Below are 24081 nucleotides of genomic sequence, written 5' to 3'. Positions count from 1 at the left end.
CTTCTTACTCCTTTATATTATCTGAAATTTTAATTTTTCCTAAATTTGCAGTAACTATTATAGAAGATACTATTACAGTTAAAATAAGTATAACTGGGGAAAGTATATAAGCTACTATAAGGTTTACCATAAATTTAAATGTTGTTGCTCCAAGAGAGGCAAGTATAGAACCTGCAAGTAATTCTCCAAGAGTATTAGCTAAAATAGTACCTAAAACAATTCCTAAAATTGAAACTACTACAGCTCTTACAATGTATTGAACTGTAACATCATTATTAGTAAATCCAAGGGACTTCATTATTGCAATAGGATATTTATCCTTTGAGATGAGCATCTTTATAAATAATAATGTAACTAAGGCTACTATTATAATAGAAACTATCATTGCAGCAGTAGATGCTAATTTTATAGAATCCTTTATGGAACCAAAAGTTTGACTAATATACTCATCAATGTGTGATACTTTTCCATAAGTAAAGTCTTTTGAATATTTATTAAAAATACTATCTAAATTGGACTTATCGGTAGCTTTTACATAGATGATTGAATACATAATGTCATTTAAATCACTATTAAATGTAGCCTTGGCTGTTTTCCCTCCATTAGTAATATCAGAGTAAATCCCACATACAGTTAATTTTTTATCTTGTCCGTTAATATTAAGAACTATAGTATCTCCAACTGTTTTATTGATTTCCTCACTATTAGTTACTGAAAGAGCAATTTCATTATTTGATGCTGGTGAACTTCCTTTTGAATATTTTACTGGAAAGGAATTATGATCTCCAAGCTCAACCTTAATGTTGTCACTACTACCATCAGCATTTTTCAATTTAAAAGATTTTGTGTAGAAAAGGGCATATTTACTGATGTTCTTGTCATTTTTCATAGCTTTTACTATGCTTTCAGATTTATTTTTAATATCACTTTTTTGTTGAATATCTATTCTAATATCACAATCTCCAACACCCATATATGTGACAAAGCTCTTTGAAGAAATAGTATTATATAGATTTTGAGGAACAATCATTATAAATGTAGCTAATATAAGTACAATTAACATTGTTATATAAAGCTTTTTCCTTGAAAGAACATCCTTTATTCCAAGAAAAATATTACTACTAAATAAGCTGCAAGATTTAATACTAAAATAATTTGTATTTGATGTTTTATCTGAAGATAAATTATTACTTAAAGCCCTTGATGGAGATATTTTCTTAAAAGCTTTAAGAACTCTATTTACATAGCATATAATCAAAAGAAATATTAGTATTACTCCAAATAATGAACCTACTAAAGATATTGCATTATTTCCTCCATTACCAAAATGTAATCTTATATTCTTTAAAAGCATATTTTTAAAAGGAAAAGATATTATTAAACCAAGTAATGATCCAACTCCAGCAATAAAGGCATACTTTGTAAGATATATTTTCTTAATATCAGAAATAGAAAGACCTATTGCTTTCATTACTCCGATTTCTCTATAATCATCCTCCATTTTTGCAATTAGAGTAAAGCGAATACACATAAAAGCAATTAATAAAATAAGTACACTAACAAGTATGATTACTCCTATCATAAGACCTTCTGACATTGCATTAATCATCTTAAATAATGGGTAAGTTATAGTTGGTCCATTTGCTTCAAGATTAGCATTTACATACTGATTTTCAAATTTATTAATATCTGATAAGTTTTTTAATCTAAATTGAATTAAATATTCCATGCCTCCAAGACTTTTAATATTTTCAAAATCATTTTTACTAATTAAATATCTTTTAGAAGAAGCCATAGAAGAATTCATTTGAGAATCACGTAAAAATCCTGCCACTGTAAACTTCTTGCCATATACATACACTGAATCATTTATCTTAGCTTGCTTTTCTTTCATAAATGTTACTGGGAGATATATTTCACCATCTAAAACCTCAACGTTTTTGCCATCTAAATCAAAAAGATAATCAAAATTCTTACTTTGAATAGAAAAACCATTATCAATAACACTATCTCCAAGAGATTTTCCATTAACAATAATTTCTGACCCTTCTACATTAAGAAAGGGCACTACTTGATATTCATGAACTAAATTATTAGATTTAGCGAATTTATCTATATTACTTAAATTAATATCACCTGAATGCATTTGCATAAAGTGAGGTGTTTTAGCTTGTATCATAAGTGTATCTATTGAGCCTAATAAGTTAACTGCAAGAGTTATAGCTAGCGAAAGTAATACTGATGATGCAGTAACTATTAGCAATGTGGTTAAGGTTACAAATTTACTTCTTTTTATATCATTAATAATTAATCTTTTAAACATATTGATCCTCCAGTTTTCTAATTGACTTAATAGAGTAGAGGATTATTGCTGTTATAGAAAGAATTATCCCAGCAATAATAATTAATAAGCCTGTACCCCTACCAGTACCAGTTCCAATAATTTTACCAATATTATTTGCAAGTATGCCTCCTTCAGTAAGCATAGGATTGAAAATATTATCAGAAATAATTCCTACAAATCCAAAAGCAATAACATATCCTAGCTGCGATATAAGTCCAATAAGCCCCCAAGCTCTTCCCTGAACTTCATTAGGTATGTTTGATCTAATTAAAACATCAATACTTGTATTTGCAAAAGGAAGGGTAGCAAAAAATAAAAAACCTGCTATAGAAATTAAAATTATATTTTCTCTTAATCCAAAAATAGCCATGAAAGTTCCAGTCATAAACAATGAAATAGATAATATTTTTGAATAACCCTCTTTAATTGATATCATCCCAATAATTACGCTTGAGACAAGCATTCCTGTGCCACAAATAGTTTCACATACTCCTAAAGTAGTAGCATTGGAAAAGGATAGTATCATTGGTGTTGCAAGGGTTTGTATTATTCCTAAACATAAAGTGAGAATAGAGCCTAAAATTACTAAAGTAAATATTCCTTTATTACTTGTAATTGCCTTCCATCCTTCTTTAAATTCAGAAGTTAAGGATTCTTTTTTTTCAATTGCTTTAGATTGAAGTCCCTTTCTAACAATAAGTGTAGCTGTTACAGTTACAAAGAAAGTACATATATCAATAATTAGCAAAAGCTTTATATTTGAAAAACTTAATAAAAATCCAGCAAGAATAGGGGAGATTAAGAATTTAGATGAACCTGCTATTTGAACAAGTCCACTTGCTTTAGAAAATTCCTCTTTAGTTAATAGATCTGTAATAGTTGCTTTGTATGCAGGTTCAAGAAGTGATGAAAATATTGAACTTATAGTTACTCCAATAGCTATTGGATAAAGTGTAGCCTCACCATTTATCATACATATTAATATATAAATGAGTCCTAGGGCGGATAAGCTATCTCCTAAAATCATGAGTAGCCTTCTATCATATCTATCTGCAAGTACTCCAGCTATTGGACTTAACAATAGTGATGGTAAAAAAGCTAATAAAGTAATTAGAGCAGTAGAAGATACCCGTCCTGTTTGCTGATATACATAAATTCCAAGACCAAAGGAAGTCAATCCACTTCCAATGGCAGAAATAAGTTCACCTGACCATAATAATAAGAACTTTTTAAAGGATTTATTTAAACCTTCCATTAAACCTTACCTCCTAATTAAATACTTGTTTTATAAAATCAAAGCTTCCTTTTTCAGCGCCCAATAAACGTTCTAAATTAACAATAAAAGCTGAAATTTTTCTTAAAGTTTCTTCCATAGATAGGTTGTTATTACTATCAAAGACAGTTTGGGTATAAATTAAAATCATCTCAACTGTTTCTAGAGGATAATCAGTATTAAATATTCCTTTTTCAATTCCTTCACAAATAACCTTTGTAAGAATTGGAACTACGTTATCAATAATAGAATCAAATTGTTTTTGATGCATAAGAAGATTTTGTGGATTATGAATATTATTTACAATTTTCTTTTCCTTATCATCTTCTATATTAAGTGACATTACCACACCAAGGATTTTTTCCTGAACTGAAAGTGAAGGGTCCTTAGAAATTTCTTGTGCCTTATAAAATATTTTTTCTGAAATTCTATCTATAATAGCATCTAAAATTTCTTCTTTAGACGTGAAATAGTAGTATAGTGTACCTTTGGCAATTCCTACTTTTTCAAGAATATTAACAATACTAGTATTTTCATATCCTTTTTCTATAAATAATTCCTTAGCTATATCAAGTATCTCATGTTTTCTTTCTTCACCATTTTTTATAACTTTCATAAGAATTCCTCTTTTCCCTCAACCGACCGATGGTCGGTTTGTAGGTATATAATATCATTCAATACATTAAATGTAAATAAAAAGTTGGAAATTTTTTGAATTAATATTTAAATAGAAGGTCTGTTACATAGTAGGAAGGAAAAGTTAGTAAAATCAATTTATGTGACTTTGTCACATAAAAAAAAATAAAAATTATGTATAGTGTAAACAAACCGATGATAAAAGTTTAAGGAGGAAAAGAAATGAATAAAAATAATTGGATAAAAGGTGCTGTAGTGTTAGGTTTCTCATTCTTTATAGTTATCTTACTTGTTAAACCAATAGGAGTTTCAACTCAGTTTTCAGTGCTATCAGGAATAGTACATACTGCAATAGATAGTGATGTAATAGTTGAAGATTCAAGTAGAGAAACTGGATATAAAAGCTCAAATGCATATTATGATAAATCAGAGGGGAAATTAGCCAAGTCTATAAAGAATCCATTAAATTATGATTTTATTTTTGTATTATCAATTCCAGTAGGTGGATATTTAGGATATTTGTTATTTAGCAGAAAGAAGAAAAATGAAGAAGATAATAATGTGGAATCATGTGTATTAGATGATAATAAAAAAAGTTTTATAAGAAAGTATGTACCTAGTTTTATTGGAGGATTTTTACTACTATTTGGAGCAAGAATGGCTGATGGATGTACTAGTGGTCATATGATGAGTGGAATGATGCAAGGTAGTATAAGTGGATATGTATTTGCAATATCTGTTTTTGCCACTGCCATACCAACAGCTATAACTGTTAAAAAGATTAAAAAATCAAACTAAGGAGGAAAAATAGATGAAAATTTTATTGGCAATTTTACTTGGGGGCTTCTTTGGATTTGCACTAGCATATGTAGGAGCTACAGGTTTTAAAAATATACTAAAAATGTTAAGATTAGAGGACTTATCTTTAGCTAAGATAATTTTATTTGGAATAGGCTTTTCAAGTGTATTACTTTCTATTTCAAGCTTATTAGGCATATTTGATACTTCTCATTTAAGTATTAAGACTATGAATTTAGGTGTTATAATTGGTGGATTATTATTTGGAGTTGCATTTGGTGCTGTGGGAACATGTCCAGGTACTTGTATTGGTGCAGTTGGAAGTAACGGAGTTAAAAGAGCTGTTGCAGCTATATTAGGTGGATTAGTTGGAGCTTTTGCATTTTCAATGTCCTATGGATATTTTAAGGAACTTGGATTATTTGAAGCATTAAATATGGGTAAGTTAACTTTATTTAATATTTCTAATAAGTATCCATCAGTTTTTAATGCAGGATTTGTTGGCTTATTAATTGTTGGAATATTGTTTATGGGTACAGCATATATTCTTCCTAAAAGAATATTAAAGGATTAGAACAAAGAAAAATATTTATATCTTTATATATTGTTATAAATATATAAAGATATAAAGAAACAAATATATAAATATAAAAATATATAGTAAACATAGGAGGTTGAAGGGACATTCTTAAGAAAAATTTTAAAGTTAAGAAACTAAATCCAGCAATGTATAAGTTGCTGGATTTTATTTTTTCTAATTTAGATATTCATTTATATTTGAATCAAATATTCATTTACTTTTCTGAGGAGACCTTGAATTTTCAAAAGAGATGCTATAGAATTTTTGGTAATAATATAGATTCTTAAAATTGGATACTAAGTAGTGAAGGGGAAGGGGAATTTTGACTTCTATAAATAGATTTTAGAGGAGAGGAAAAGAGATGAGTTATATAGATTTGCATATGCATTCAAATTATAGTGATGATGGGGAGTTTACGCCTAAAGAGTTAGCAGACCTTTGTATAGAAAGAGGGGTAATGATCATAATTCTGTTAGAGGAATAGAAGAGGGGAAAGAATATATTAAAGATAAAGATATTACAATAATTCCAGCCATTGAATTAGATTGTAGTATTGATGGTGTAAACCTACATGTATTAGGATATGGAATAGATTATAAAAGTGATATTTTTGAAGAAATAGAAGCCAATATAATAAAACAAGAGCAAGTTGCTTCAAAAGAAAGAATGAGATTAGTTAGGGAACTAGGAATAAATTTTGAGGATGAAATGATAAAAAAGCTATCTAAAAATGGAGTGGTTAATGGTGAAATGATAGCTGAAGCAGCAATGAGCTTTGATAAAAATCAAGAAAATCCACTACTTAAACCTTACTATAAAAATGGGTCAAGAAGTGATAATCCATTTGTAAATTTCTATTGGGATTTTTGTGCTCAAGGAAAACCTGCATATGTTGAGGTGAAGTTTATCTCATTAGAAGAGGCTGTAAAAGTTATTTTAGACAATGGTGGAGTTCCTATATTAGCTCATCCAGGTAATAATATAAAGGAAGATTTTAATCTATTAGAAAAAATAATTGCTAGCGGAGTTAAGGGATTAGAAGTGTATAGCAGTTATCATAATGAAGAACAAATAGATTTTTATAGGGATTTTGCTTATAGAAATAATTTACTTTTAACTTGTGGCAGTGACTTTCATGGAAAAACAAAGCCAAGTATAATTGTAGGTGGAGTAAGTTGTAATAATAGTGAAGAGAAAATAATTAAGGAACTTGATATTAAATTAGGCCAATGATATTAAAAATGATCATTGGCTTATGTTACAATTGGAATGGTAAATTATTGTAAGAAGTGGATAGGTATTTGAAAGGAATAAGAATACTATGATAGATATTAAAAATTATAATTATTGTCCAGACATAGGTGAAATAAGTGAATATATTAGAAATTCATTATTTAATGATTTCTGTGCAGAGATAGTTAAAGAATATAATGCAAAATATAAAGTAGAGTTTAGTAAATGTTCATGGGAGTCAGGATGGAATATTAAATTTAAAAAGTCTGGGAAAACACTATGCACAGTATATCCAAGAGAAAATTATTTCACTGTATTGGTGGTAGTTGGAGTGAAAGAAAAGGAAGCTGTGGAAGAATTGTTATTTAATTTATCTCCAGTAATTCAGAGGATATATAATGAAACCAAAGAGGGAATGGGGCAACGTTGGTTAATGATAGATTTAGAAGATAAGGATGAAATATTTAGTGATGTACTAAAACTTATTGATGTACGCGCAAAATTTAGGTAAAGTTCATATTTAAATTGTCATGTTCTACATTAACTCTACCAATTCTACCTGTGGTAGGTTTAGATTTAATGCCATTGAAATTATAATGATATTAAAGGTGGTGTAATTATGGATACAAAAAAATAGGAGTATTTATAGCAGATGCTAGAAAAAAGAAAAAACTTACACAGGCAGAACTAGGAGAACATCTAAATGTAACTGATAAAGCAGTTTCTAAATGGGAATGTGGTAAGTGCCTACCTGATAGTTCATTATTTGAAGATATAAGTAAGGTGGTGGATGTATCTATGAGTGAATTATTAAAGGGTGAATATATTGAAGAAGAAAATGTAGAGGTAGAAAGTAATAAAACTATAAATTCATTACTAAGTGAGATTAAAAAGTTAAAAAGAAATGAATCATTAATTGGAGCTTTATGTGCAATATTAATATCATTTATTACAGCAATTTATTCACTTATATGGCAACCTGGTGAAAAAGCTTATGAACAATTTTTCTCAGGATTTATTGAGGCAATAAGTGCTGGGTGCCTTATTATAGGAATAGTTCTTATATTCTATACATGGGTAAAGTACTCTCAAAAAAACTGAAAATAAATCACTTTTCAAGGACTAAGCTAAATAACTTGGTCTTTTTTACTGCCTAGGAAAGTATAAAATTTCAATTAGATATAAGTCAAAGGTATTATTACATTTTCATATTAAAGAATATAAAATAAAGGATAGTAATTTTATAATTTCCTTACCTTAAGTAAGAAGGGAATAGATATTTATTTTTCTGTGACTTGGAGCCTAGAGACGGAACAAACAAAATAAATATCCAATCCACCTTTTTTTATTTCTTGGGAAATTATGTATATAAAGTGGTAAAATTAAATATAACAACATAGTTTTTTAGCTGTAAAGAAATATTTAATCTTGGAGGATTTATGAGAACAATAGATATTGTAATTATGTATGTAAAGGGCTATTTAACTAATGAATATTTAATACAGTGGGTACGTGAGCATGAGGAGGAATTAAGTAAAACTTATTATGGATTATATAATTATGGATATAAAGAAAAAAGAAGTAAATTATGATGGACAAGAAGGAATGCAAGGTTAGAAGGGGGTTGGGTGAATTTATGATAAGTAGGAAAAAGAAAATAATAATAACATTAATTACAATGTTTGTAGTAACTACAGCAACTGTTTTAGTTCTTAAAAAATTTAAACCAGAGGTTGCAGAAAAGGTTGAACCATTTGTGAATAAGATAGAGGTCCCAGAGGAATACTCAAGAGCTGATAGAAATAATAATGGGGTTCCAGATCCAATTGATATTTCAAATAATTTAGAAGAGCAGCTAGATTCAAATACAAAATATGTGGATGCCTATTATGTAGGGGGATATCCACCAGAGGATGAGGGAGTTTGTACTGATGTTATATGGAGAGCTTTTTCTTCAATAGATATAAACTTAAAGGACTTAGTAGATAAGGATATTAAAAATAATATAGATGATTATTGGAGAATAGAGGACAAGGCAGATCCTCATATTGATTTTAGAAGAGTACCTAATTTAATGGTGTATTTTGATAAATATTGTGACACCTTAACAAGTGAAGTGATACCAGAGAATGTTGATAATTTAAAACAGTGGCAGCCTGGTGATATTATTTTATTTCTTGAGCCTTATCAACATGTTGGCATGGTAACAAATGAGAGAGATAGCGATGGGGTGCCTTTTGTAGTTCATAATTCTAGACCAAGCATAAAGAAGGGAAAGTTAAGCTGGTTTAGCGATTATAAGTTATATCATTATAGGTGGAAGTACTAAAAGGGGGGAAATAAATGAATAGATTTTCAAGTTTATCAGAAGATGAAATTAAAGAGAAGTTCAGACAGTTTAGTGAAGAGCCTAGAGGACCAAGAGTAAGAAAATTTATCTATGATATTTTGTTGAAAAATCCAATAAATAGGGAGAAGTTTGATTTTAAGAAAAACTTAAATTTAGATGTAGAGAAAATTAAGTCTGCTAACAACTCGGGCCACAAAAATCAGACCATAGCTTCAGACTTTTTTATTTATGGATTAGTGGCACATATTTTGGGTGATGAAAAAACTTATATAGAACTATTAAGTAGCGACGAGTTTCAAAATGGAATATTTGATACTGATATGAAGAAAAATGAGAGGTGGTGTAAAGAACTTACTAGTTTTTATGGAGTAATTAGATATGATATTGCTACAATAAAAATACATGAGATTATGGTTTTGAGAAAATATGATAAGCCTATTTATACTGTAGTAACAAGAGACCGAGAAGCTATGAGTAAAAATGAAATAAGAACCTTTAAATGGGATTATTGTAGTATGGATGAATTCATATATTCAGTATTATGTGATTTGTACGGAACTAAAAGAATAGGACAATACTACAAAAAAAATGATGAGTTTTTACTAAAGATGTATTATTCATTGTATCTTTACTTGACAGAGGATGAGAATAAGGAAGAGTATAAAAAGTTAGCTTTAAATTATGCACAAAAAGCTATTGAAAGTGATTACTTTGATGTAGTTTTTGATTTCATAATGTTATTAGATTTATCAATAACTTTCCCAGAAGTTTTTGGTGACATTATAGATAAGCCCCATAAAATAGTTAAAGCAGATGAAAGTCTTTTAGATTTTAATAAGGTAAAAGCAGTAACTCCATTATCTAATGTGGAGAAAGATTTAATTAAAAACCTAAAGGATGAAGACATTAGAATTCTTATGGAAAAGCCTAAAAAATTAAAAAATAAGAAAGACTTTATAAACAACCTAGTGGTATTAAAGCATAATGCAGAAAATTATCTTTCTAAAAATAAAGAAAAACTAGAGAGGGCAGATGACTTTTCACAGTACTTATCAGAGCTAAATACTTTATTCTATATTCAATATGAGTTAAAAAATGATGATAAGCTTAAAGAAATATTAGAGGATTCAGAAAATAGAGCATTACAATTTAGAGAATTTGTTGAGAAAAAAACAAGTGAATATGATGAGGATGAAGAAGAAATTGGTTTCCTTACATTAGGATATAGATTATTTGAGCTTGCTCTTATGTTTAGTTTAATGGAAGATGATGAAAAGTCTAAATATTATTTTAAAGAAAGTTCTATAAATCTTAAGGGGGAGGTAGAAGAAAAGTATTTTGAAACTCCAAGAGAAAGTGATGGTTGTTCAAATAGTTTCCTGAAAAATACTTATGCTCATATAATGACTGGAGATGTAGATAACTTTAAAGCTGCTTTATATATAAATCCTGATATTGACTATATTGAAGATGATGAAGAACTTTTAGAATATGAGGTAACAGACCCAATGGTACTTTCAGTATATGAGGATACAAATATAAAAGAACTTCTTAAAACTGTGAAGGACATGTTAAGAGTGGACAAAGCCTACGGAAGAGAAGTAAGTAGACAAAAGGAAATATGTGAAGTATTAAATAAGATAGTAAAACTTGAAAAGTCTAAAGATAAAGAAAAAGCCAAAGAAGCAATAAACAAGAAACTAGATAAAGTATATAACTCAATAGCGTCAATAAATAGCTATCTTGAGGTGTATCCTATGTATTTAGGGCTAAAAAGTTTGTATAGTTAATTAAAATATTGTTTCAAGATATAAAGATAGCTAGTGAAACTATAAAAGTTTTACTAGCTATTCTTATATAAAATTATAAATTAATTATTTCATTTTTAATTATATTTTTAATTCTTTTATTAGTTGTTATAACCCTAGGAACTTTAATTTGATTTTTAGATACACCTTTATTTTGTAAAAACTCTTTTATTTTATAGAAAGTTTTTGGCTTTACAATTATTACTTTTAGATTTGCTAAACGATTATTACTTCTAAATCTTCCATAAGCTAAATTTGATTTTCTAAGTTCTTTATCTAATAATTGTTCAATTTTATTTTTTAGTGGTAAGGATGCTTGTTCTTGTATCTCTATATAGAAAACATATCTACCAGGAGAGCGTGTATTGTCAGCTAATGTAGTATAGTCTAATAAGCTTAAGTTCAAAGCTTTCATAGTATTTTTTATACTATTAGTTAGGTGATCCTCTGTTGTTTTTTCAGAAACCATATTTAATATTTGATTTCTTCTATAGAGAAATTCAATTTTAGGAGAATTATTATAATATCCAACTACTTTAACAACATCACCTAGTCTATATCTATAAAGTCCAGAATAATTTGTAAGAACAATTTCATATATTTCTCCAATCTTTACTTCATTAATGTTATAAGTTGAAGGTGATACTTCATTACAGTGTTCTAAAGGTATGAATTCAAAGAAAACTGTATCAGGTGTAACTACATAACTAATATTTTCAGCATAGGGATTTATGCCAATCATTCCTTCAGTTGCAGCATAGGCAGGTGAGTAAATAGGAATATAATCAGTATAGTAATTCACCTTATCATCATAAACTGAGAAATTTGCACCTGTTACTGTAGCTATATAAATAAGTTTTGGCCAAATTCTTTTACATATTCCTTGAAGTCCCTTTGAGAATTCTTTTTCTAAAAAATCAGCTCTAGCTGCATCAGGTTTTAATAGCTTGTTTAATTTTTCTTTAACTTTAGAGTCTATTTTTACTGAATAATTTATTGAGCCAGTTCTAATATCCTTAATTAGTTTCTTGTAATTATCTTCAAGAAATCTTAGAAGATCTAAAATGCTAGATATAAATACAGCACTTATATACATTAAATTTTTCTCTTTTAAAGCAAATAATAGGTGAAGATATAAAGATGTTTCTCTATCCTTTATTTCCATAACTTCTATTGGGGAGGTGTACATTAGTGAAAGTATTGGTTTAATACTTTTCATTCCTCCTGAAGTGGCAGAACAAATAGGGGTACCTCCCTTGGTATAGGTAGTCATAACTATGTCAGAAATCATTAAGCCACGTCCATAAGTATATCCATATTTAAAGTTGTTATAAGAAAACTTAGGCACTAAAAGTGCCATATATTTAGCTGCAAATTTTTGAGCTTTTTTTGTTACAGGAATTAATTTTTGACTTCCAGTAGTGCCAGAGGTATGTCCAAAATAACTAATTGGATAGTTTACCAATATATTTTTTTCCCCATTAGCCATCTTATCAATATATTTTTCGTAATCTGTATAAGTTGTAATAGGTACAGTGTTTTTATACTCTTCAGCAGAGTGAATTTTTTTGAAGTTATATTTTAAGCCATACTCGCTTGAACTATTTAGAGATAGAATGTTAAGAAGGGTATTAGAATTAACCTTATCTGAGTTTTTAGTAAACTTATCAAAAGTATATTCAACCACTTTACCAGATATAATAAGTGTCTTATAAACTATTTTGTTTGATATTGTCATATTAATACATCCTATATTGTTTTATGTATCAATATATGAATATTAAAGAAAGATAGTGAATATAGACGTTACTTTTGATATAGCTTCTATATATACTTTAAATTGTCCGGATATGATTTTTTTATATTTAAGTTGGATTTTTCCTCTATTAATCTAATAAATTGTTCCTTTTCTTCACTAGTATTAAAAGCTGATACTGGAATAAGTAAATATTCCTTATTTAGCAATACAATAAACATATATTGACCTACTAAATTTAAACTGCTAATTGAATTAAATAAAATTTCTCTGTTACCTAAGCTATTCTTAATAAAAATATTTTCTTCACTAATAGATATAACTTTTTCATCAAATATATATGAAAATTCACTTTTTTTATAATTTTTATTTAACAATATTTTGCAACAAGTTTTAAAGAACACTTTAAAAAATATGCACATTATTACTCCTAGTATTATAATAAAAACTCTCATATCCTTTCTTTCAGTCACAAGTGATACAAACCCCAACAGGGAAAGCATATAAAGAAAAAACCATATACGTCCTTTCTTAAATTGTTTCGTATTTACTATATTAGAACACTGAAATTCTATTATATTATCTCTATCTAAAGAGAATTTAATTTCCATATAATCACTCCTATGTAAATAATTTATATTAATTATATAATAGCATAACTAAGGTGATACTTTAACACCTTAAATTCTTTATTATATAGGAGATTCAATCTATAGAGGATTTGAAAAAAATATATATATTAAATTTAGTTAATTCCAAGTTTAAGCATCATATAATAGATGATGATGAAAAGGAAGTTTTAGCCTCTTTAATTGCTAAAAAGTTATAAAATCAAAGATAATAATTTATAGATAGAATAAATAATATTTGTGTTGTATAATGAGTTTATTGTGCAAAAGATTAGTATTTAAATTATAAGGAGATATGAAATGAACGTTATTATAGTTGGTGCAGGTAAAGTAGGCTATACTTTAGCTCAATATCTATCTATTGATGGGGATAATATAACTATTATAGATAAGAAAGATTGTGCTTTAGAGCATGTAAATAATAATCTTGATGTAATGTGTGTTAAAGGTAATGCAACTAGCTTAAAGGTTCTTGAAGAAGCTGGAGTTAGGGAGGCAGACTTATTAATATCTGTTACAGATAGTGATGAATTAAATATGCTTTGTTCACTTGCAGCAAAAAAATTAGGTGCTAAATATACAGTAGCGAGAGTAAGAAATCCAAGCTATGATGAAGAGATAACTCTTCTAACAGAAGCTGTTGGTATAGATTTAGTTATAAATCCAGAAAAGGCTGCAGCAATAGAAATAGCTAAACTTATTAAGTATCCATCAGTATGTAGTATAGATAATTTTTCTGATGGTAAGGTAAATTTAGTTGGATTTAAGGCTGAAGATACAGCTCTTGAAGGAAAGAAGATAAGCGAAATTCGCTTTATAAGAGGAAATGTACTTTTCTGCGGTGTGGAAAGAAATGATGAATTTATCATGCCAAAGGGAGACTATGTTTTTAACAAAGATGATAAGGTTTATGTAATAGGTGAGCACAAGGATATTCAAAACCTATTTAATAAGCTTGGGAAATATAAGAAAAAAGTTAAGAGAGCTATGATAGTTGGTGGAGGTAAGATTGCATATTACCTTGCTAAAATAGTAAATGAAGTTGGAGTTAAATGCAAGATAATAGAGAAGGATTTAGCTATTTGTGAAGAGCTTACTGAACTTTTACCAAACTCAATAATAATAAATGGGGATGGTATGGATGAGGAGCTTTTATTATCTGAAAATCTTTTAGAAGTTGAAAGTTTCATTACTTTAACAGGAAGAGATGAGGATAATATAATAGCTTCTATTTTAGCTTACAATAAGTCTGTAAGTAATGTAATTACTAAAATTACAAGAGATAATTATAGAGATATTGGAAAAGCTGTAGGAATAAATACTATGGTAAATCCAAAGTCAGTTACTGCCTATAAAATATTGAGATATGCAAGATCTTTAAAGAATAAGAAAAAGAGTTTTATAGAGAATATATATAGAATTTGTAATGATAAAGCTGAAGCTGTAGAGTTTATAATTGGCAATGATACAACTAATATAGGTGAAAAATTTAAAGATTTGGAGTTTAATGAAAATGCATTAGTAGTAACAATTGTTAGAAACAATAAGATTATAATTCCAACTGGTGATGATTGCCTAAAGGTAAATGATAGAGTAATTATTGTGTCTAAAGATAAGAAGTTATTACAAGTTGATGATATATTTTATAGGTGGTAGTCAAAATGAATTATAGAATGATGTTAAGATTTATTGGGAATGTACTATTATATGAATTATTGCTTATGATAATTCCACTTGGTGTAGCCTTATATTATGGAGATGGGGATGCTAGGGCATTTCTTCTTACTATAATTTTAATGTTACCTTTAGCCTTGATATTACGTTGTGTTAAGGTTAGGGATAAAGAAATGTATGAGAAGGAAGGATTCCTTACAGTAGGATTATCATGGATTGTAATAGCAGCTTTTGGAGCACTACCATTTGTTATAAGTGGTGCAATACCATCTTTTGTAGATTCATTTTTTGAAACAGTATCAGGTTTTACAACTACAGGAGCAACAATACTTACAGAGATTGAGTCTTTGCCTAGAGGAATATTATTTTGGAGAAGTTTTACCCACTGGATAGGTGGAATGGGATTCTTAATATTTATTTTAGCAATAGCACCTTCTTTAGGTTCTAATACAATATATTTATTAAGGGCAGAAAGTCCAGGACCTAATCCAGGTAAAATAGTTCCAAGGTTAAAAGAAACCGCAAAGATATTGTACATAATATATTTTGTATTAACTATAATACAAACAGTACTGTTAATGGTTGCAGGGCTTTCCTTTTATGATGCTATAATTCATGCTTTAGGAACAGCTGGAACAGGAGGATTCTCCAATATGAATTCAAGTGTTGCAGCCTTTAACAATCCAGCTGTTGAGTGGATAATTACAATATTTATGATACTATTTGGAGTGAATTTTGCTTTATATTTCCAAGCTTTAAGGGGAAGTATTAAAAGTTTCTTTAAAAGTGAAGAATTAAGGTATTATTTATTAATGATTGGATTTGCAATAGTATTTATTACTATTAATATATTAGGATTTAATGGTGGTAGAATAGGAGAGTCAATTAGGCAATCATCTTTCCAAGTAGCTTCTATAATTACAACTACTGGTTATGCTACAGTAGATTTTAATTTATGGCCCACTTTAAGTAAGATGATTATATTAATTCTTATGATATCAGGGGCTATGGCTGGGTCTACAGGTGGTGGAGTAAAAACTACTAGAATAGTAATAATGCTAAAAAGCATAAGGCGTGCAATAGATAAGATACTTCATCCAAAGATAGTGAAAAGTGTGAAAATGGATGGTAAAGTTGTAGATGAAGAAATAATATCAGGTGTGTTTTTATTTTTAGGAGCCTATGCTGTAATAGCACTTATTGGAATGATAATTGTTTCCTTTGATGGTTTTGATTTAATTACAACATCAACGGCTGTATTAACTTCAATAAGTAATGTAGGGCCAGGCTTTGAGATGGTTGGACCTACAGGGAATTTTTCAGCATTTTCAGATTTAAGTAAACTTGTATTATCATTTTGTATGCTTGCTGGTAGATTAGAAATTTATCCAATGCTTATTATGTTTAGTAAATCTATTTGGAAGAGAACCTATTAGTAGAGAAAGAGCATATGACTTTAGTGAAAAAGTCATATGCTCTTTATATTTTTATTTAGGACAAGTATACCTTGATATATCCTTACTATGTTTACCATATTCAATAGCCTCTTTTGGACATCGACAAATACATGCCATACAATGAGTACAATTTTCTCCCCAATTTGGTTTCCCATTTTGAAGTTTAATATTTCCCAATGGACAGATATTTTCACATTTTCCACATGAAATACACTCCTCTGTTACATAGAATTTTTTTGAATGAACAAACATTGGATAAAAAATTGTATTTATAAAACTACTGTTAAGTTTATCCTTAAATGTTATTTCAGGTTCTGGAAATGATAGATCACTTCTAATGTATTCTATTGTATTTAATATGCTTTGTTGGGCTTGTTCTATTATTTTAAGGGCTTCATTTTTATCAGTGTCTTGAAAAGTGCAATATAATTTTCAGGCATTATTATAGAAGTACATCCCTTATAATTCATCCCTTTATCTAGGCATAGTTTATTTAAATATTTACCTGAATCACCATTAGAGCCTCCACAGGTCATTACAAAATAAATATCCTTATTTCCATGTAGTTCTGTTTTTATTAGCCATTCATGTACAATGCGAGGAATACGCCAAGCATAAGTTGGTACAACGATAATCCATGGGTTATGAGAGGTTAAAGAAGAATAATCATTATTTCGGATTTTTTTAAATAGGTTTAATGATTCACTCTTAATCTCTTTTTCAATTCTTTTAGCTACATATTCACTGTTACCCGTACCTGAAAAATACAAAATCATAAATTTAAATCCTCCCTTAGGAATTGTTATTATTAATGTTTGCTACCAATTATAGCAGATAAAATAAAAAAAATAGTATTGGTAAAGAGATTCTTTACCAATGAAATTTTAAGAAATTTAAATGATATAATAGTTTAAACCTATAAACGAAAGGGGAATGAATATATTATGAAAGAACAACACATAATTGAAGTTAATAAGGATATTTGTATTGGGTGTGGCCTTTGCGAAAATGATTGTCCAGTAAATAATATAACTATTAAAGATAAAAAGTCTGTAATTAAAAATCAAGACTGTATAAAGTGCGGTCATTGTTCAGCAATATGTCCAACAGCAGCTATTACCCTAACAGGATTTGATGATGAGCCAATTGAAATTAAGAATGAAACTACTGTAGATTCAAATGAATTATTAATGGCAATTAAATCTAGAAGAACTATTCGTAAGTTTAAAAATAAAGAAGTTCATTCAGAAATTATACAGCAAATTATTGAGGCAGGGAGATTTACACCTAGTGCTAAAAATTCACAAGATGTATCATATATTGTTTTAGATGAGAACAAGAGTAAATATGAGGAAATAGCAGTGAAGTTTTTTAGAAGAATAAAACCAATTGTAAGTCTTTTTATGAAAAGTGCAAAAGAAGTTACAATTGCTGATAATTTTTTTTTCAAAGGGGCTCCTGTTGCAATAATGGTATTAACTAAAGATAAGATTAGTGGTTCACTTGCAGCTTCAAATATGGCATTAATGGCTGAGTCCTATGGCTTGGGTGTATTATATAGTGGATTTTTTACAACTGTAGTAAATAATTCGAGGAAATTAAGAAAAAGTTTAAATTTAAAGCACAATGATTATGTGGTTACAACCTTAGTTCTTGGATATCCAGATGTAAGATACAGACGTACTGCACAAAAAGAGAGGGCTAATGTAAGATTCTTATAAGTGTGAGGTGGTTTTATGGAAAAAGAATGTAGGGAAAGATTAGATGATATAGCATCAAAGTTTAAAACATGCCGTAAGGCTATTTCTGCTATAGGTGATGAAACAAGACAGTTAATTTTACTTGCACTATTAGAAAGTGATTTTAATGGGATTCGAGTGGGAGAGCTTACAGAGAAAACACATCTATCACGCCCAGCTGTATCTTATCATCTTAAAATACTTAAAGAAGCAGAAATTGTGAATGTACGAAGAGAAGGAACAAAAAACTTTTATTATCTTGATTCAAAGAAATCCCAATGGGAAAACCTAACAGAGCTAATGAATCTTATATTTGAAGGAATACAGCATATTAATGAAGATGACATTAGAAAAGAGGAGTAAGTCAAAAAAGGGCATATGACTTTAGTGAAAAAGTCATATGCTCTTTATATTACAATTCTTTAGCAAGATCATATCCTGCGTGGATAGCGTCTTGTATTGTTCCAACACTATTTGCATCTCCAATAGTGTGATAAGTTATTTTAAGTTCATTTAAGGTGTCAGCTAATGCTTTGTCTGGACGATAACCTACTGCAAAGATAAGGGTATCAGCATCAGAAATGCAGTGAGTTTCACCATTTATGCTGTAGTAGATTTTATTCTCTTCTACCTTTTCAACCTTAGCGTTACAAATTAGTTCTATTCCTTTTTTCATCATACGTTGCACAAGTAAGCTTCTACCTGGACCTGATTCAGTAGACATAACTTCTGGAGCCATTTCAATTACAGTAACTTTTCTATCTCTAGGTAGACGGTCATAAACTAGAGGTGCTAGGTAATCTGCAGTTTCACAACCTACAGAACCGCCACCAATAACCACAATTCTACGACCAGGGAATGCTTTTCCACCTAGAATATCATCAGCAGTTGCCCAATGTTTAAATGTTGTAAATGGCTGTATAACAACAGGGGAAGCACCATTGCTCATAACCACTTCATAATCAGCAAATTCATTTTGTAACATATTTTTATTAACTTCACAGTTTAAACGAATTTCAACTCCAGCTTCTTCAAGCTTTCTAACCATATATTGTGTAACCTTTGCAAGATCTTGTTTAGCAATTGGTACAGAAGCTAACTTCATAAGTCCACCAAGTTCTTCATTTTTATCACAAAGAACTACATCATGACCTCTTTTCTTTGCAACATAAGCTGCTTCCATACCAGCAGGTCCACCACCAATAACAAGTATTCTTTTCTTTGTGTTTGATTGTTTAATAGTATCTTCATTGTCAATTTCAAGAGAAGGGTTGATTGTACAAGCAACACGCTTTCCAAACATAATACCATTTAAGCAACGAAGACAACCTATGCATGGACGTATATCCTTGTCAATACCTTTTTCAGCCTTATTAGCAAATTCAGGATCACATAAATTAGCTCTTCCAATCATGCATATATCTGCATTACCATTAGCAATTAACTCATCAGCAATCCAAGGCTCAGTTATTCTTCCAACAGTAGCTATTGGAATTGATGTGTGTTTCTTAATTTCTTCTGCTAGTTTAGCATGAGAACCTTGTTTTGTACCAGGTGCTGGTATTGAACTACCACGCATTATAGTAGTACCTCCAGATACATGAATCATATCAGCTCCAGCTTTCTCTAACTGTTTGGCAATATATATTCCATCGTTAAGGTTTAACCCTCCATCACAGTATTCATCACCAGAAATTCTTACATCAATAATGAAGTCTTTTCCACAAATTTTACGAACTTCTTCAATAACTTCTAGGGTTAATTTTAAACGGCCATTGATATCACCGCCATACTCATCAGTTCTTTTATTATATAGTGGAGATAGGAAACCTCCTAGTAAACCATGGGCATGAGCAGCGTGAATTTCAACACCATCTCCACCAGCTTTTTTAATTCTTAAAGCTGCTTCACCAAACTGTTTTATGATAACCTTTAACTCTGGTATAGTTACTGGTCTTGGTGCTTCCTTTGCATATGCAGGTCCAACATTTGATGGTGCAATTAAACGTGGAGTTCCTGGAATAGGAAAAGCCATATAAGCAGGGTGGAATAATTGAGGAAGAATTTTTGCACCATACTTATGTACTGCATCAGTAAGCTTCTTCCAACCTGGAATATAGGAATCATCACATATGGACATATCTCCAGGTAGATATGTATAAACAGGTTCAACAGTAGTTACTTCAGTGACAATAAGACCAACGCCACCTTTTGCTCTTGCAGCGTAATGTTCAACTAAAGTATCTGTTACATAACCCTTATCTGCTAGATTTGTAGATATTGGTGGCATAAAAATACGGTTTTTAACTGTTGTTTCACCAATTTTAATAGGTGAAAATAAATGACTATATTTTTGCATAGTATCATCTCCTTTTCTTTGATGGTACCATATTGCTTAACCAGTATCCTTGTCCTAGATTGATGTTAAAGGTTAAAATATGTCATTATATTTTTAGATTAAGGCAAAAAACTGCCTATAATATAAAGCCATAAGGTGGATTAAAAATCATTAGATTTAAACACTAGCAATATCTATAACAATCTCATCATTGCAATGGGATATAGTACTATTCACATATTTATCACATTGAATGGAACAAATGATATGTTTTTCTTCAACTTTGATTTTTACACCAGCATCCTCATAAATGGTGTTTTCAATACCTTCTAACAGAGGCTGAAGTAGCTGTTTTTGGTTATTATCTAAAGACATTAGCTGTTCTTTCTTATCATCATTAATCTTCATATTATTGATGAACTTTTTACGATAATGGCTAGGAACAATTCCATAAAGTTCTTTGAAAGCTTTAGTATAAGCTTTAGAATTTGGCATTCCACAGTCTGCAGCAATTTGCTCAATAGATTTTTTTCCTTCTAATAAATCTTCTATAGATTCACGAATTCTTACTAATGCAACATATTTTACAAATAAAATACCTGTATACCTTTTAAATAGCTTTGAGGTATAAGAAACACTAAACATTAGAGTGTTTGCCACATCAGTTAAACGCAAATCTTCCTTATAATGCTTGTCTATGTACTGAATAGCCTTCATATAATTTTCTCTATGAATAGATTGAGTAGGCAAGCGTTCAATAGGATATTGCATGTGATTAGAAGTTGTATAAATTATCTCCATCATACTTGTATTTAGTTCAAATAAATTATTGCTATCACTTAATAGAATTCTAAATAACTTACCTATTTGAATTTTTAATTTTTTTAATAAATGTAAGTTTTTCTTGTTGGTACAAACAATTGATTCATAGGCTTGTCCTATTTCTCCTACCATTGCTGGGGGAAATAAAGAAAAATCAATATGTATGGTTAATATTACATTCTCTTCGTTAGAATGTTGGCGAATTATATGAATATCATTAGGTGCAATGATTACTAGTTCATGTTCCTTAATTATATGAGAGAAATTTTCTGTAATAACCTCATATTCTCCCTTTAAAACATAGGTTATTTCTAGACTGTTATGACGAGAAAATATTTCTCTACTAAAACTATTAATACTTAAGCTTAAGGGATAGCCAAATCTTTGGCCTGAAAAGTCATAATAATATTTCATATTTTGCATAAAAAACCTCCATTTATCTTGGTGTAGATTTAATGTGTTTTATCTTTAGGTGTTAAAATATAATAATATAATAGAATGTTTTATAATAATAAACAAGTTTTTCCTCTTAAATATGTAAATTCATAAGGTGTATCTTCACAGTAGATTAATTCACATGCTAAAATAGAAGGAATAGAATGAATTTAGGTGAGGATGTGTTTAAATAAGTATGCAAAAATATGATCAAGAAAATCCAAAGCTTATTAATTCTATGGTATGTACTATAGATATATTAGGATTTTCACAAATGATAGTAGACTCTTGTAGTAAGGGATATGGAAATAAACTTCTCAATGAGATTAGCTCTCTTATAAATAAGAACAAGCAGTGTATAATTCCAAATAAGTATAGTCAGGGGAAGATAAAAATATATACTGATAATATGATTGTTGGATACCCTATAAAAGATGATGGGGAAGAAGAATTAGATGAAATACTTGATAATGTATCAGAATATCAATTTAACTTGGCACTAGAAGGTCTCTTTGTTAGAGGAGGAGTAAGTGTTGGTGAATTTTACATAAATGAAGATATTGTTTTTGGTCCAGCTCTTTTGGATGCACATAATACTGAGAGTAATTTAGCTTGCTATCCAAGAATTGTATTAGATGATAAGACGGTGGGCAGATTACAAAAATATATAAATAATTATGATGATGTTGCTCCACAACATAAGAAAATACTTATTGGTAGTGATGGACAGTGGTTTTTAAATTATTTAAATACTATATTTAAATATTATACAGAATGTAATAATGAATATGAGTTTGAAAAAGTGCAAATAGAATTACTTATGAGGCATAAAGCTAAAATTGAAGAAATGCTAAGCTTGAGTAAAAAGAATATAAGAACATGGGACAAGTATGTATGGACGGCTAATTATCATAATTACTTCTGTGATTTACACTTTCCAAAAGAGAAGCAGTTAAGGATATCAAGAAAGAGTTTACTTGCATGGCCTAGAGAAATTTCAAAACATGATTTTTAACATAATAAAGTATGGATTATGAGGTTAAATAAAATTTATTTGTATTATTTAAATAAATGTCTTGTAATAATGTTAAAGCTGTGTTATTATAAGAAGGTAGCCAAAAGCTAACAAAAAAGTTTCATTTAGGTAAATAGTTTCTTGAAAATTAGAGATTATATATCGATTTAGAATCTTTAATTTTAGGAGGAATATTTATGACAGATAAGACATTAGTATGTAGAGATTGTGGAAGTGAATTCGTATTTTCAGTAGGAGAACAAGAATTCTACCAAGAAAAAGGATTTACAAATGAGCCTACAAGATGTATCGCTTGTAGAAGAGCTAAGAAAGAACAAAATAGAAGATAATTTTAGATTGTTAGAGGTTGTAGTTTAAACTACAACCTTTTTTGCTGTCTAGAAAAATATAAAATTTTAATTTTTTATAAATCAAAGCTATTATTACAATTTCATATTTAAAGATATAAATAAATAACCGCTCTACTTTTTATGTTATAGTATCCCCTCAAGAATAAAAAATAATTTATATTGACAAATTATTTTTGGTAAATTATACTTTTTTTAGAGGTTATTGATAACAAATTATTATCAATAACTAGTATTTAAAAGAGATATATACTATATAAATAATTATTTATAATCAATCAAAAGGGGAGGAGGGAGGATTTTTTGTTTGATTAATAAGTATAATCTCTTTTAAGGAATTAATCGTAAGTTTAAGTTAATTATAGAGAACTTATTAATAGCTGTAATCTACGCTTAAAGAAAACGATTAACTATTATTTTTATTTTGCAAAAAGAAAAATATAATTGTAAGGAGAGATACAATGAATAAAATTATGGAATCCATTGAAAGGTATTTACTACCTATTGCCTCAAAAATAGCTAATCAAAAATTCTTAATAGCTCTTAGAGACTCATTTATAGGTACTATGCCTGTTGTTATGACAGGGTCTATTGCACTTTTGTTAAATGCATTTTTAGTAGATGTACCTGGACAATTTGGAAATACTTTTATTCCAGAAACATTCAGTTGGTTTGTAGATATAAATAATTTAATATTTAAAGGAAGTTTAGCTATAGTATCGTTATTATTTATTTTTTCTTTGGGTGTAAATATAGCTAAGATTTATAATACAGACACACTATCATCTGGTATAGTTGCACTTTCAGCTTTTATAATAGCTATTGG

The 24081-nt window shown here is 29.0% G+C and carries 22 protein-coding genes and 3 pseudogenes; 17 read left to right on the top strand and 8 right to left on the bottom strand.

Features of this window, described 5'->3' with window-relative positions; translation table 11 throughout:
• Positions 1-4: 4 nt before the first annotated feature.
• From G594_RS0113440 to G594_RS0113430, 3 genes are read right to left on the bottom strand one after another with little or no spacing between them, the layout of a single operon-like run.
• Complete coding sequence (locus G594_RS0113440) at positions 5-2323, bottom strand: ABC transporter permease (protein WP_027099062.1); 2319 nt, start codon at positions 2321-2323, stop codon at positions 5-7.
• Entirely contained in the window at positions 2316-3599 is a 1284-nt protein-coding gene (locus tag G594_RS0113435; RefSeq protein WP_027099061.1) for an MFS transporter, read from the bottom strand. The genes G594_RS0113440 and G594_RS0113435 overlap by 8 nt, the downstream gene beginning before the upstream one ends.
• 13 nt (positions 3600-3612) lie before the next feature.
• The gene (locus G594_RS0113430) at positions 3613-4233 is read right to left on the bottom strand and encodes a TetR/AcrR family transcriptional regulator (protein ID WP_027099060.1); all 621 of its coding nucleotides are present in this window, start codon (positions 4231-4233) and stop codon (positions 3613-3615) included.
• Positions 4234-4475: 242 nt separating this feature from the next.
• Between G594_RS0113430 and G594_RS0113425 the strand changes: the two genes are divergently transcribed.
• The 10 genes and pseudogenes from G594_RS0113425 to G594_RS0113390 all read left to right on the top strand — a co-directional run bounded on the left by G594_RS0113425 (position 4476) and on the right by G594_RS0113390 (position 11004).
• On the top strand, positions 4476-5051 hold the full coding sequence (locus tag G594_RS0113425; protein ID WP_034866758.1) for a YeeE/YedE thiosulfate transporter family protein: 576 nt from the start codon (positions 4476-4478) through the stop codon (positions 5049-5051).
• Positions 5052-5064: 13 nt separating this feature from the next.
• Complete coding sequence (locus tag G594_RS0113420; RefSeq protein ID WP_027099058.1) at positions 5065-5625, top strand: YeeE/YedE thiosulfate transporter family protein; 561 nt, start codon at positions 5065-5067, stop codon at positions 5623-5625.
• A 367-nt stretch (positions 5626-5992) separates the two neighbouring features.
• Positions 5993-6115, top strand: coding sequence for a hypothetical protein (locus tag G594_RS20650; protein WP_278244167.1), 123 nt, complete (start codon positions 5993-5995; stop codon positions 6113-6115).
• Positions 6070-6864, top strand: coding sequence for a PHP domain-containing protein (locus G594_RS18985; protein WP_242829727.1), 795 nt, complete (start codon positions 6070-6072; stop codon positions 6862-6864). Before G594_RS20650 ends, G594_RS18985 begins: the two co-directional genes overlap by 46 nt.
• A gap of 88 nt (positions 6865-6952) precedes the next feature.
• Positions 6953-7375: a DUF3788 domain-containing protein gene (locus tag G594_RS0113410; RefSeq protein ID WP_027099057.1), complete on the top strand. Its 423-nt coding sequence runs from the start codon at positions 6953-6955 to the stop codon at positions 7373-7375.
• A gap of 122 nt (positions 7376-7497) precedes the next feature.
• A pseudogene (locus G594_RS20755) lies at positions 7498-7662 on the top strand (helix-turn-helix domain-containing protein); the annotation flags it as partial.
• The gene (locus tag G594_RS20750) at positions 7663-7965 is read left to right on the top strand and encodes a hypothetical protein (RefSeq protein WP_027099056.1); all 303 of its coding nucleotides are present in this window, start codon (positions 7663-7665) and stop codon (positions 7963-7965) included. It begins immediately after the preceding pseudogene.
• A 338-nt stretch (positions 7966-8303) separates the two neighbouring features.
• Complete coding sequence (locus G594_RS20160) at positions 8304-8456, top strand: hypothetical protein (RefSeq protein ID WP_155849312.1); 153 nt, start codon at positions 8304-8306, stop codon at positions 8454-8456.
• 44 nt (positions 8457-8500) lie between these two features.
• Complete coding sequence (locus G594_RS0113395; protein WP_034866767.1) at positions 8501-9193, top strand: DUF1287 domain-containing protein; 693 nt, start codon at positions 8501-8503, stop codon at positions 9191-9193.
• Positions 9194-9207: 14 nt separating this feature from the next.
• Positions 9208-11004, top strand: a complete 1797-nt coding sequence (locus G594_RS0113390) for a hypothetical protein (RefSeq protein WP_027099054.1) — start codon at positions 9208-9210, stop codon at positions 11002-11004.
• A 73-nt stretch (positions 11005-11077) separates the two neighbouring features.
• Here G594_RS0113390 and G594_RS0113385 read toward each other — a convergent pair whose 3' ends face one another.
• Complete coding sequence (locus G594_RS0113385; RefSeq protein ID WP_027099053.1) at positions 11078-12760, bottom strand: GH3 auxin-responsive promoter family protein; 1683 nt, start codon at positions 12758-12760, stop codon at positions 11078-11080.
• A gap of 86 nt (positions 12761-12846) precedes the next feature.
• On the bottom strand, positions 12847-13389 hold the full coding sequence (locus tag G594_RS0113380; RefSeq protein WP_027099052.1) for a YcxB family protein: 543 nt from the start codon (positions 13387-13389) through the stop codon (positions 12847-12849).
• Positions 13390-13707: 318 nt separating this feature from the next.
• Between G594_RS0113380 and trkA the strand changes: the two genes are divergently transcribed.
• On the top strand, positions 13708-15063 hold the full coding sequence (gene trkA, locus G594_RS0113370; RefSeq protein ID WP_027099051.1) for a Trk system potassium transporter TrkA: 1356 nt from the start codon (positions 13708-13710) through the stop codon (positions 15061-15063).
• A gap of 5 nt (positions 15064-15068) precedes the next feature.
• Positions 15069-16517: a TrkH family potassium uptake protein gene (locus G594_RS0113365; RefSeq protein WP_027099050.1), complete on the top strand. Its 1449-nt coding sequence runs from the start codon at positions 15069-15071 to the stop codon at positions 16515-16517.
• A gap of 51 nt (positions 16518-16568) precedes the next feature.
• Here the strand turns inward: G594_RS0113365 and G594_RS18980 are convergent.
• Positions 16569-17314, bottom strand: a pseudogene (locus G594_RS18980) (EFR1 family ferrodoxin).
• A 168-nt stretch (positions 17315-17482) separates the two neighbouring features.
• Here G594_RS18980 and G594_RS0113355 point away from each other — a divergent pair.
• Both G594_RS0113355 and G594_RS0113350 read left to right on the top strand, forming a co-directional pair.
• The gene (locus G594_RS0113355) at positions 17483-18259 is read left to right on the top strand and encodes a nitroreductase family protein (protein ID WP_027099049.1); all 777 of its coding nucleotides are present in this window, start codon (positions 17483-17485) and stop codon (positions 18257-18259) included.
• Between the two features lie 15 nt (positions 18260-18274).
• Positions 18275-18640, top strand: a complete 366-nt coding sequence (locus G594_RS0113350; protein ID WP_027099048.1) for an ArsR/SmtB family transcription factor — start codon at positions 18275-18277, stop codon at positions 18638-18640.
• Between the two features lie 49 nt (positions 18641-18689).
• Here G594_RS0113350 and G594_RS0113345 read toward each other — a convergent pair whose 3' ends face one another.
• Both G594_RS0113345 and G594_RS0113340 read right to left on the bottom strand, forming a co-directional pair.
• On the bottom strand, positions 18690-20636 hold the full coding sequence (locus G594_RS0113345; RefSeq protein WP_027099047.1) for an oxidoreductase: 1947 nt from the start codon (positions 20634-20636) through the stop codon (positions 18690-18692).
• 156 nt (positions 20637-20792) lie between these two features.
• Entirely contained in the window at positions 20793-21860 is a 1068-nt protein-coding gene (locus tag G594_RS0113340; protein WP_027099046.1) for a helix-turn-helix transcriptional regulator, read from the bottom strand.
• Positions 21861-22068: 208 nt separating this feature from the next.
• On the opposite strand from G594_RS0113340, the gene G594_RS0113335 reads away from it, so the two are divergent.
• The 3 genes and pseudogenes from G594_RS0113335 to G594_RS18975 all read left to right on the top strand — a co-directional run.
• A complete protein-coding gene (locus tag G594_RS0113335; protein WP_207734696.1) occupies positions 22069-22887 on the top strand; it encodes a hypothetical protein in 819 nt (272 codons plus the stop codon).
• Between the two features lie 197 nt (positions 22888-23084).
• Complete coding sequence (locus tag G594_RS0113330) at positions 23085-23237, top strand: zinc-ribbon domain-containing protein (RefSeq protein ID WP_027099044.1); 153 nt, start codon at positions 23085-23087, stop codon at positions 23235-23237.
• Positions 23238-23716: 479 nt separating this feature from the next.
• Positions 23717-24081 (top strand): annotated as a pseudogene (locus G594_RS18975) (PTS sugar transporter subunit IIC); the annotation flags it as partial.

Source organism: Clostridium paraputrificum AGR2156 (assembly GCF_000424025.1).
Taxonomy (GTDB): Bacteria; Bacillota; Clostridia; order Clostridiales; family Clostridiaceae; genus Clostridium; species Clostridium paraputrificum.
This window is presented reverse-complemented; position numbering and strand designations above follow the sequence as displayed.

Coding starts and splice junctions, on each gene's coding strand:
- G594_RS0113440 (WP_027099062.1), bottom strand. CDS start 2,323: ATGTTTAAAAGATTAATTATTAATGATATAAAAAGAAGTAAATTTGTA.
- G594_RS0113435 (WP_027099061.1), bottom strand. CDS start 3,599: ATGGAAGGTTTAAATAAATCCTTTAAAAAGTTCTTATTATTATGGTCA.
- G594_RS0113430 (WP_027099060.1), bottom strand. CDS start 4,233: ATGAAAGTTATAAAAAATGGTGAAGAAAGAAAACATGAGATACTTGAT.
- G594_RS0113425 (WP_034866758.1), top strand. CDS start 4,476: ATGAATAAAAATAATTGGATAAAAGGTGCTGTAGTGTTAGGTTTCTCA.
- G594_RS0113420 (WP_027099058.1), top strand. CDS start 5,065: ATGAAAATTTTATTGGCAATTTTACTTGGGGGCTTCTTTGGATTTGCA.
- G594_RS20650 (WP_278244167.1), top strand. CDS start 5,993: ATGAGTTATATAGATTTGCATATGCATTCAAATTATAGTGATGATGGG.
- G594_RS0113410 (WP_027099057.1), top strand. CDS start 6,953: ATGATAGATATTAAAAATTATAATTATTGTCCAGACATAGGTGAAATA.
- G594_RS20750 (WP_027099056.1), top strand. CDS start 7,663: ATGAGTGAATTATTAAAGGGTGAATATATTGAAGAAGAAAATGTAGAG.
- G594_RS20160 (WP_155849312.1), top strand. CDS start 8,304: ATGAGAACAATAGATATTGTAATTATGTATGTAAAGGGCTATTTAACT.
- G594_RS0113395 (WP_034866767.1), top strand. CDS start 8,501: ATGATAAGTAGGAAAAAGAAAATAATAATAACATTAATTACAATGTTT.
- G594_RS0113390 (WP_027099054.1), top strand. CDS start 9,208: ATGAATAGATTTTCAAGTTTATCAGAAGATGAAATTAAAGAGAAGTTC.
- G594_RS0113385 (WP_027099053.1), bottom strand. CDS start 12,760: ATGACAATATCAAACAAAATAGTTTATAAGACACTTATTATATCTGGT.
- G594_RS0113380 (WP_027099052.1), bottom strand. CDS start 13,389: ATGGAAATTAAATTCTCTTTAGATAGAGATAATATAATAGAATTTCAG.
- trkA (WP_027099051.1), top strand. CDS start 13,708: ATGAACGTTATTATAGTTGGTGCAGGTAAAGTAGGCTATACTTTAGCT.
- G594_RS0113365 (WP_027099050.1), top strand. CDS start 15,069: ATGAATTATAGAATGATGTTAAGATTTATTGGGAATGTACTATTATAT.
- G594_RS0113355 (WP_027099049.1), top strand. CDS start 17,483: ATGAAAGAACAACACATAATTGAAGTTAATAAGGATATTTGTATTGGG.
- G594_RS0113350 (WP_027099048.1), top strand. CDS start 18,275: ATGGAAAAAGAATGTAGGGAAAGATTAGATGATATAGCATCAAAGTTT.
- G594_RS0113345 (WP_027099047.1), bottom strand. CDS start 20,636: ATGCAAAAATATAGTCATTTATTTTCACCTATTAAAATTGGTGAAACA.
- G594_RS0113340 (WP_027099046.1), bottom strand. CDS start 21,860: ATGCAAAATATGAAATATTATTATGACTTTTCAGGCCAAAGATTTGGC.
- G594_RS0113335 (WP_207734696.1), top strand. CDS start 22,069: ATGCAAAAATATGATCAAGAAAATCCAAAGCTTATTAATTCTATGGTA.
- G594_RS0113330 (WP_027099044.1), top strand. CDS start 23,085: ATGACAGATAAGACATTAGTATGTAGAGATTGTGGAAGTGAATTCGTA.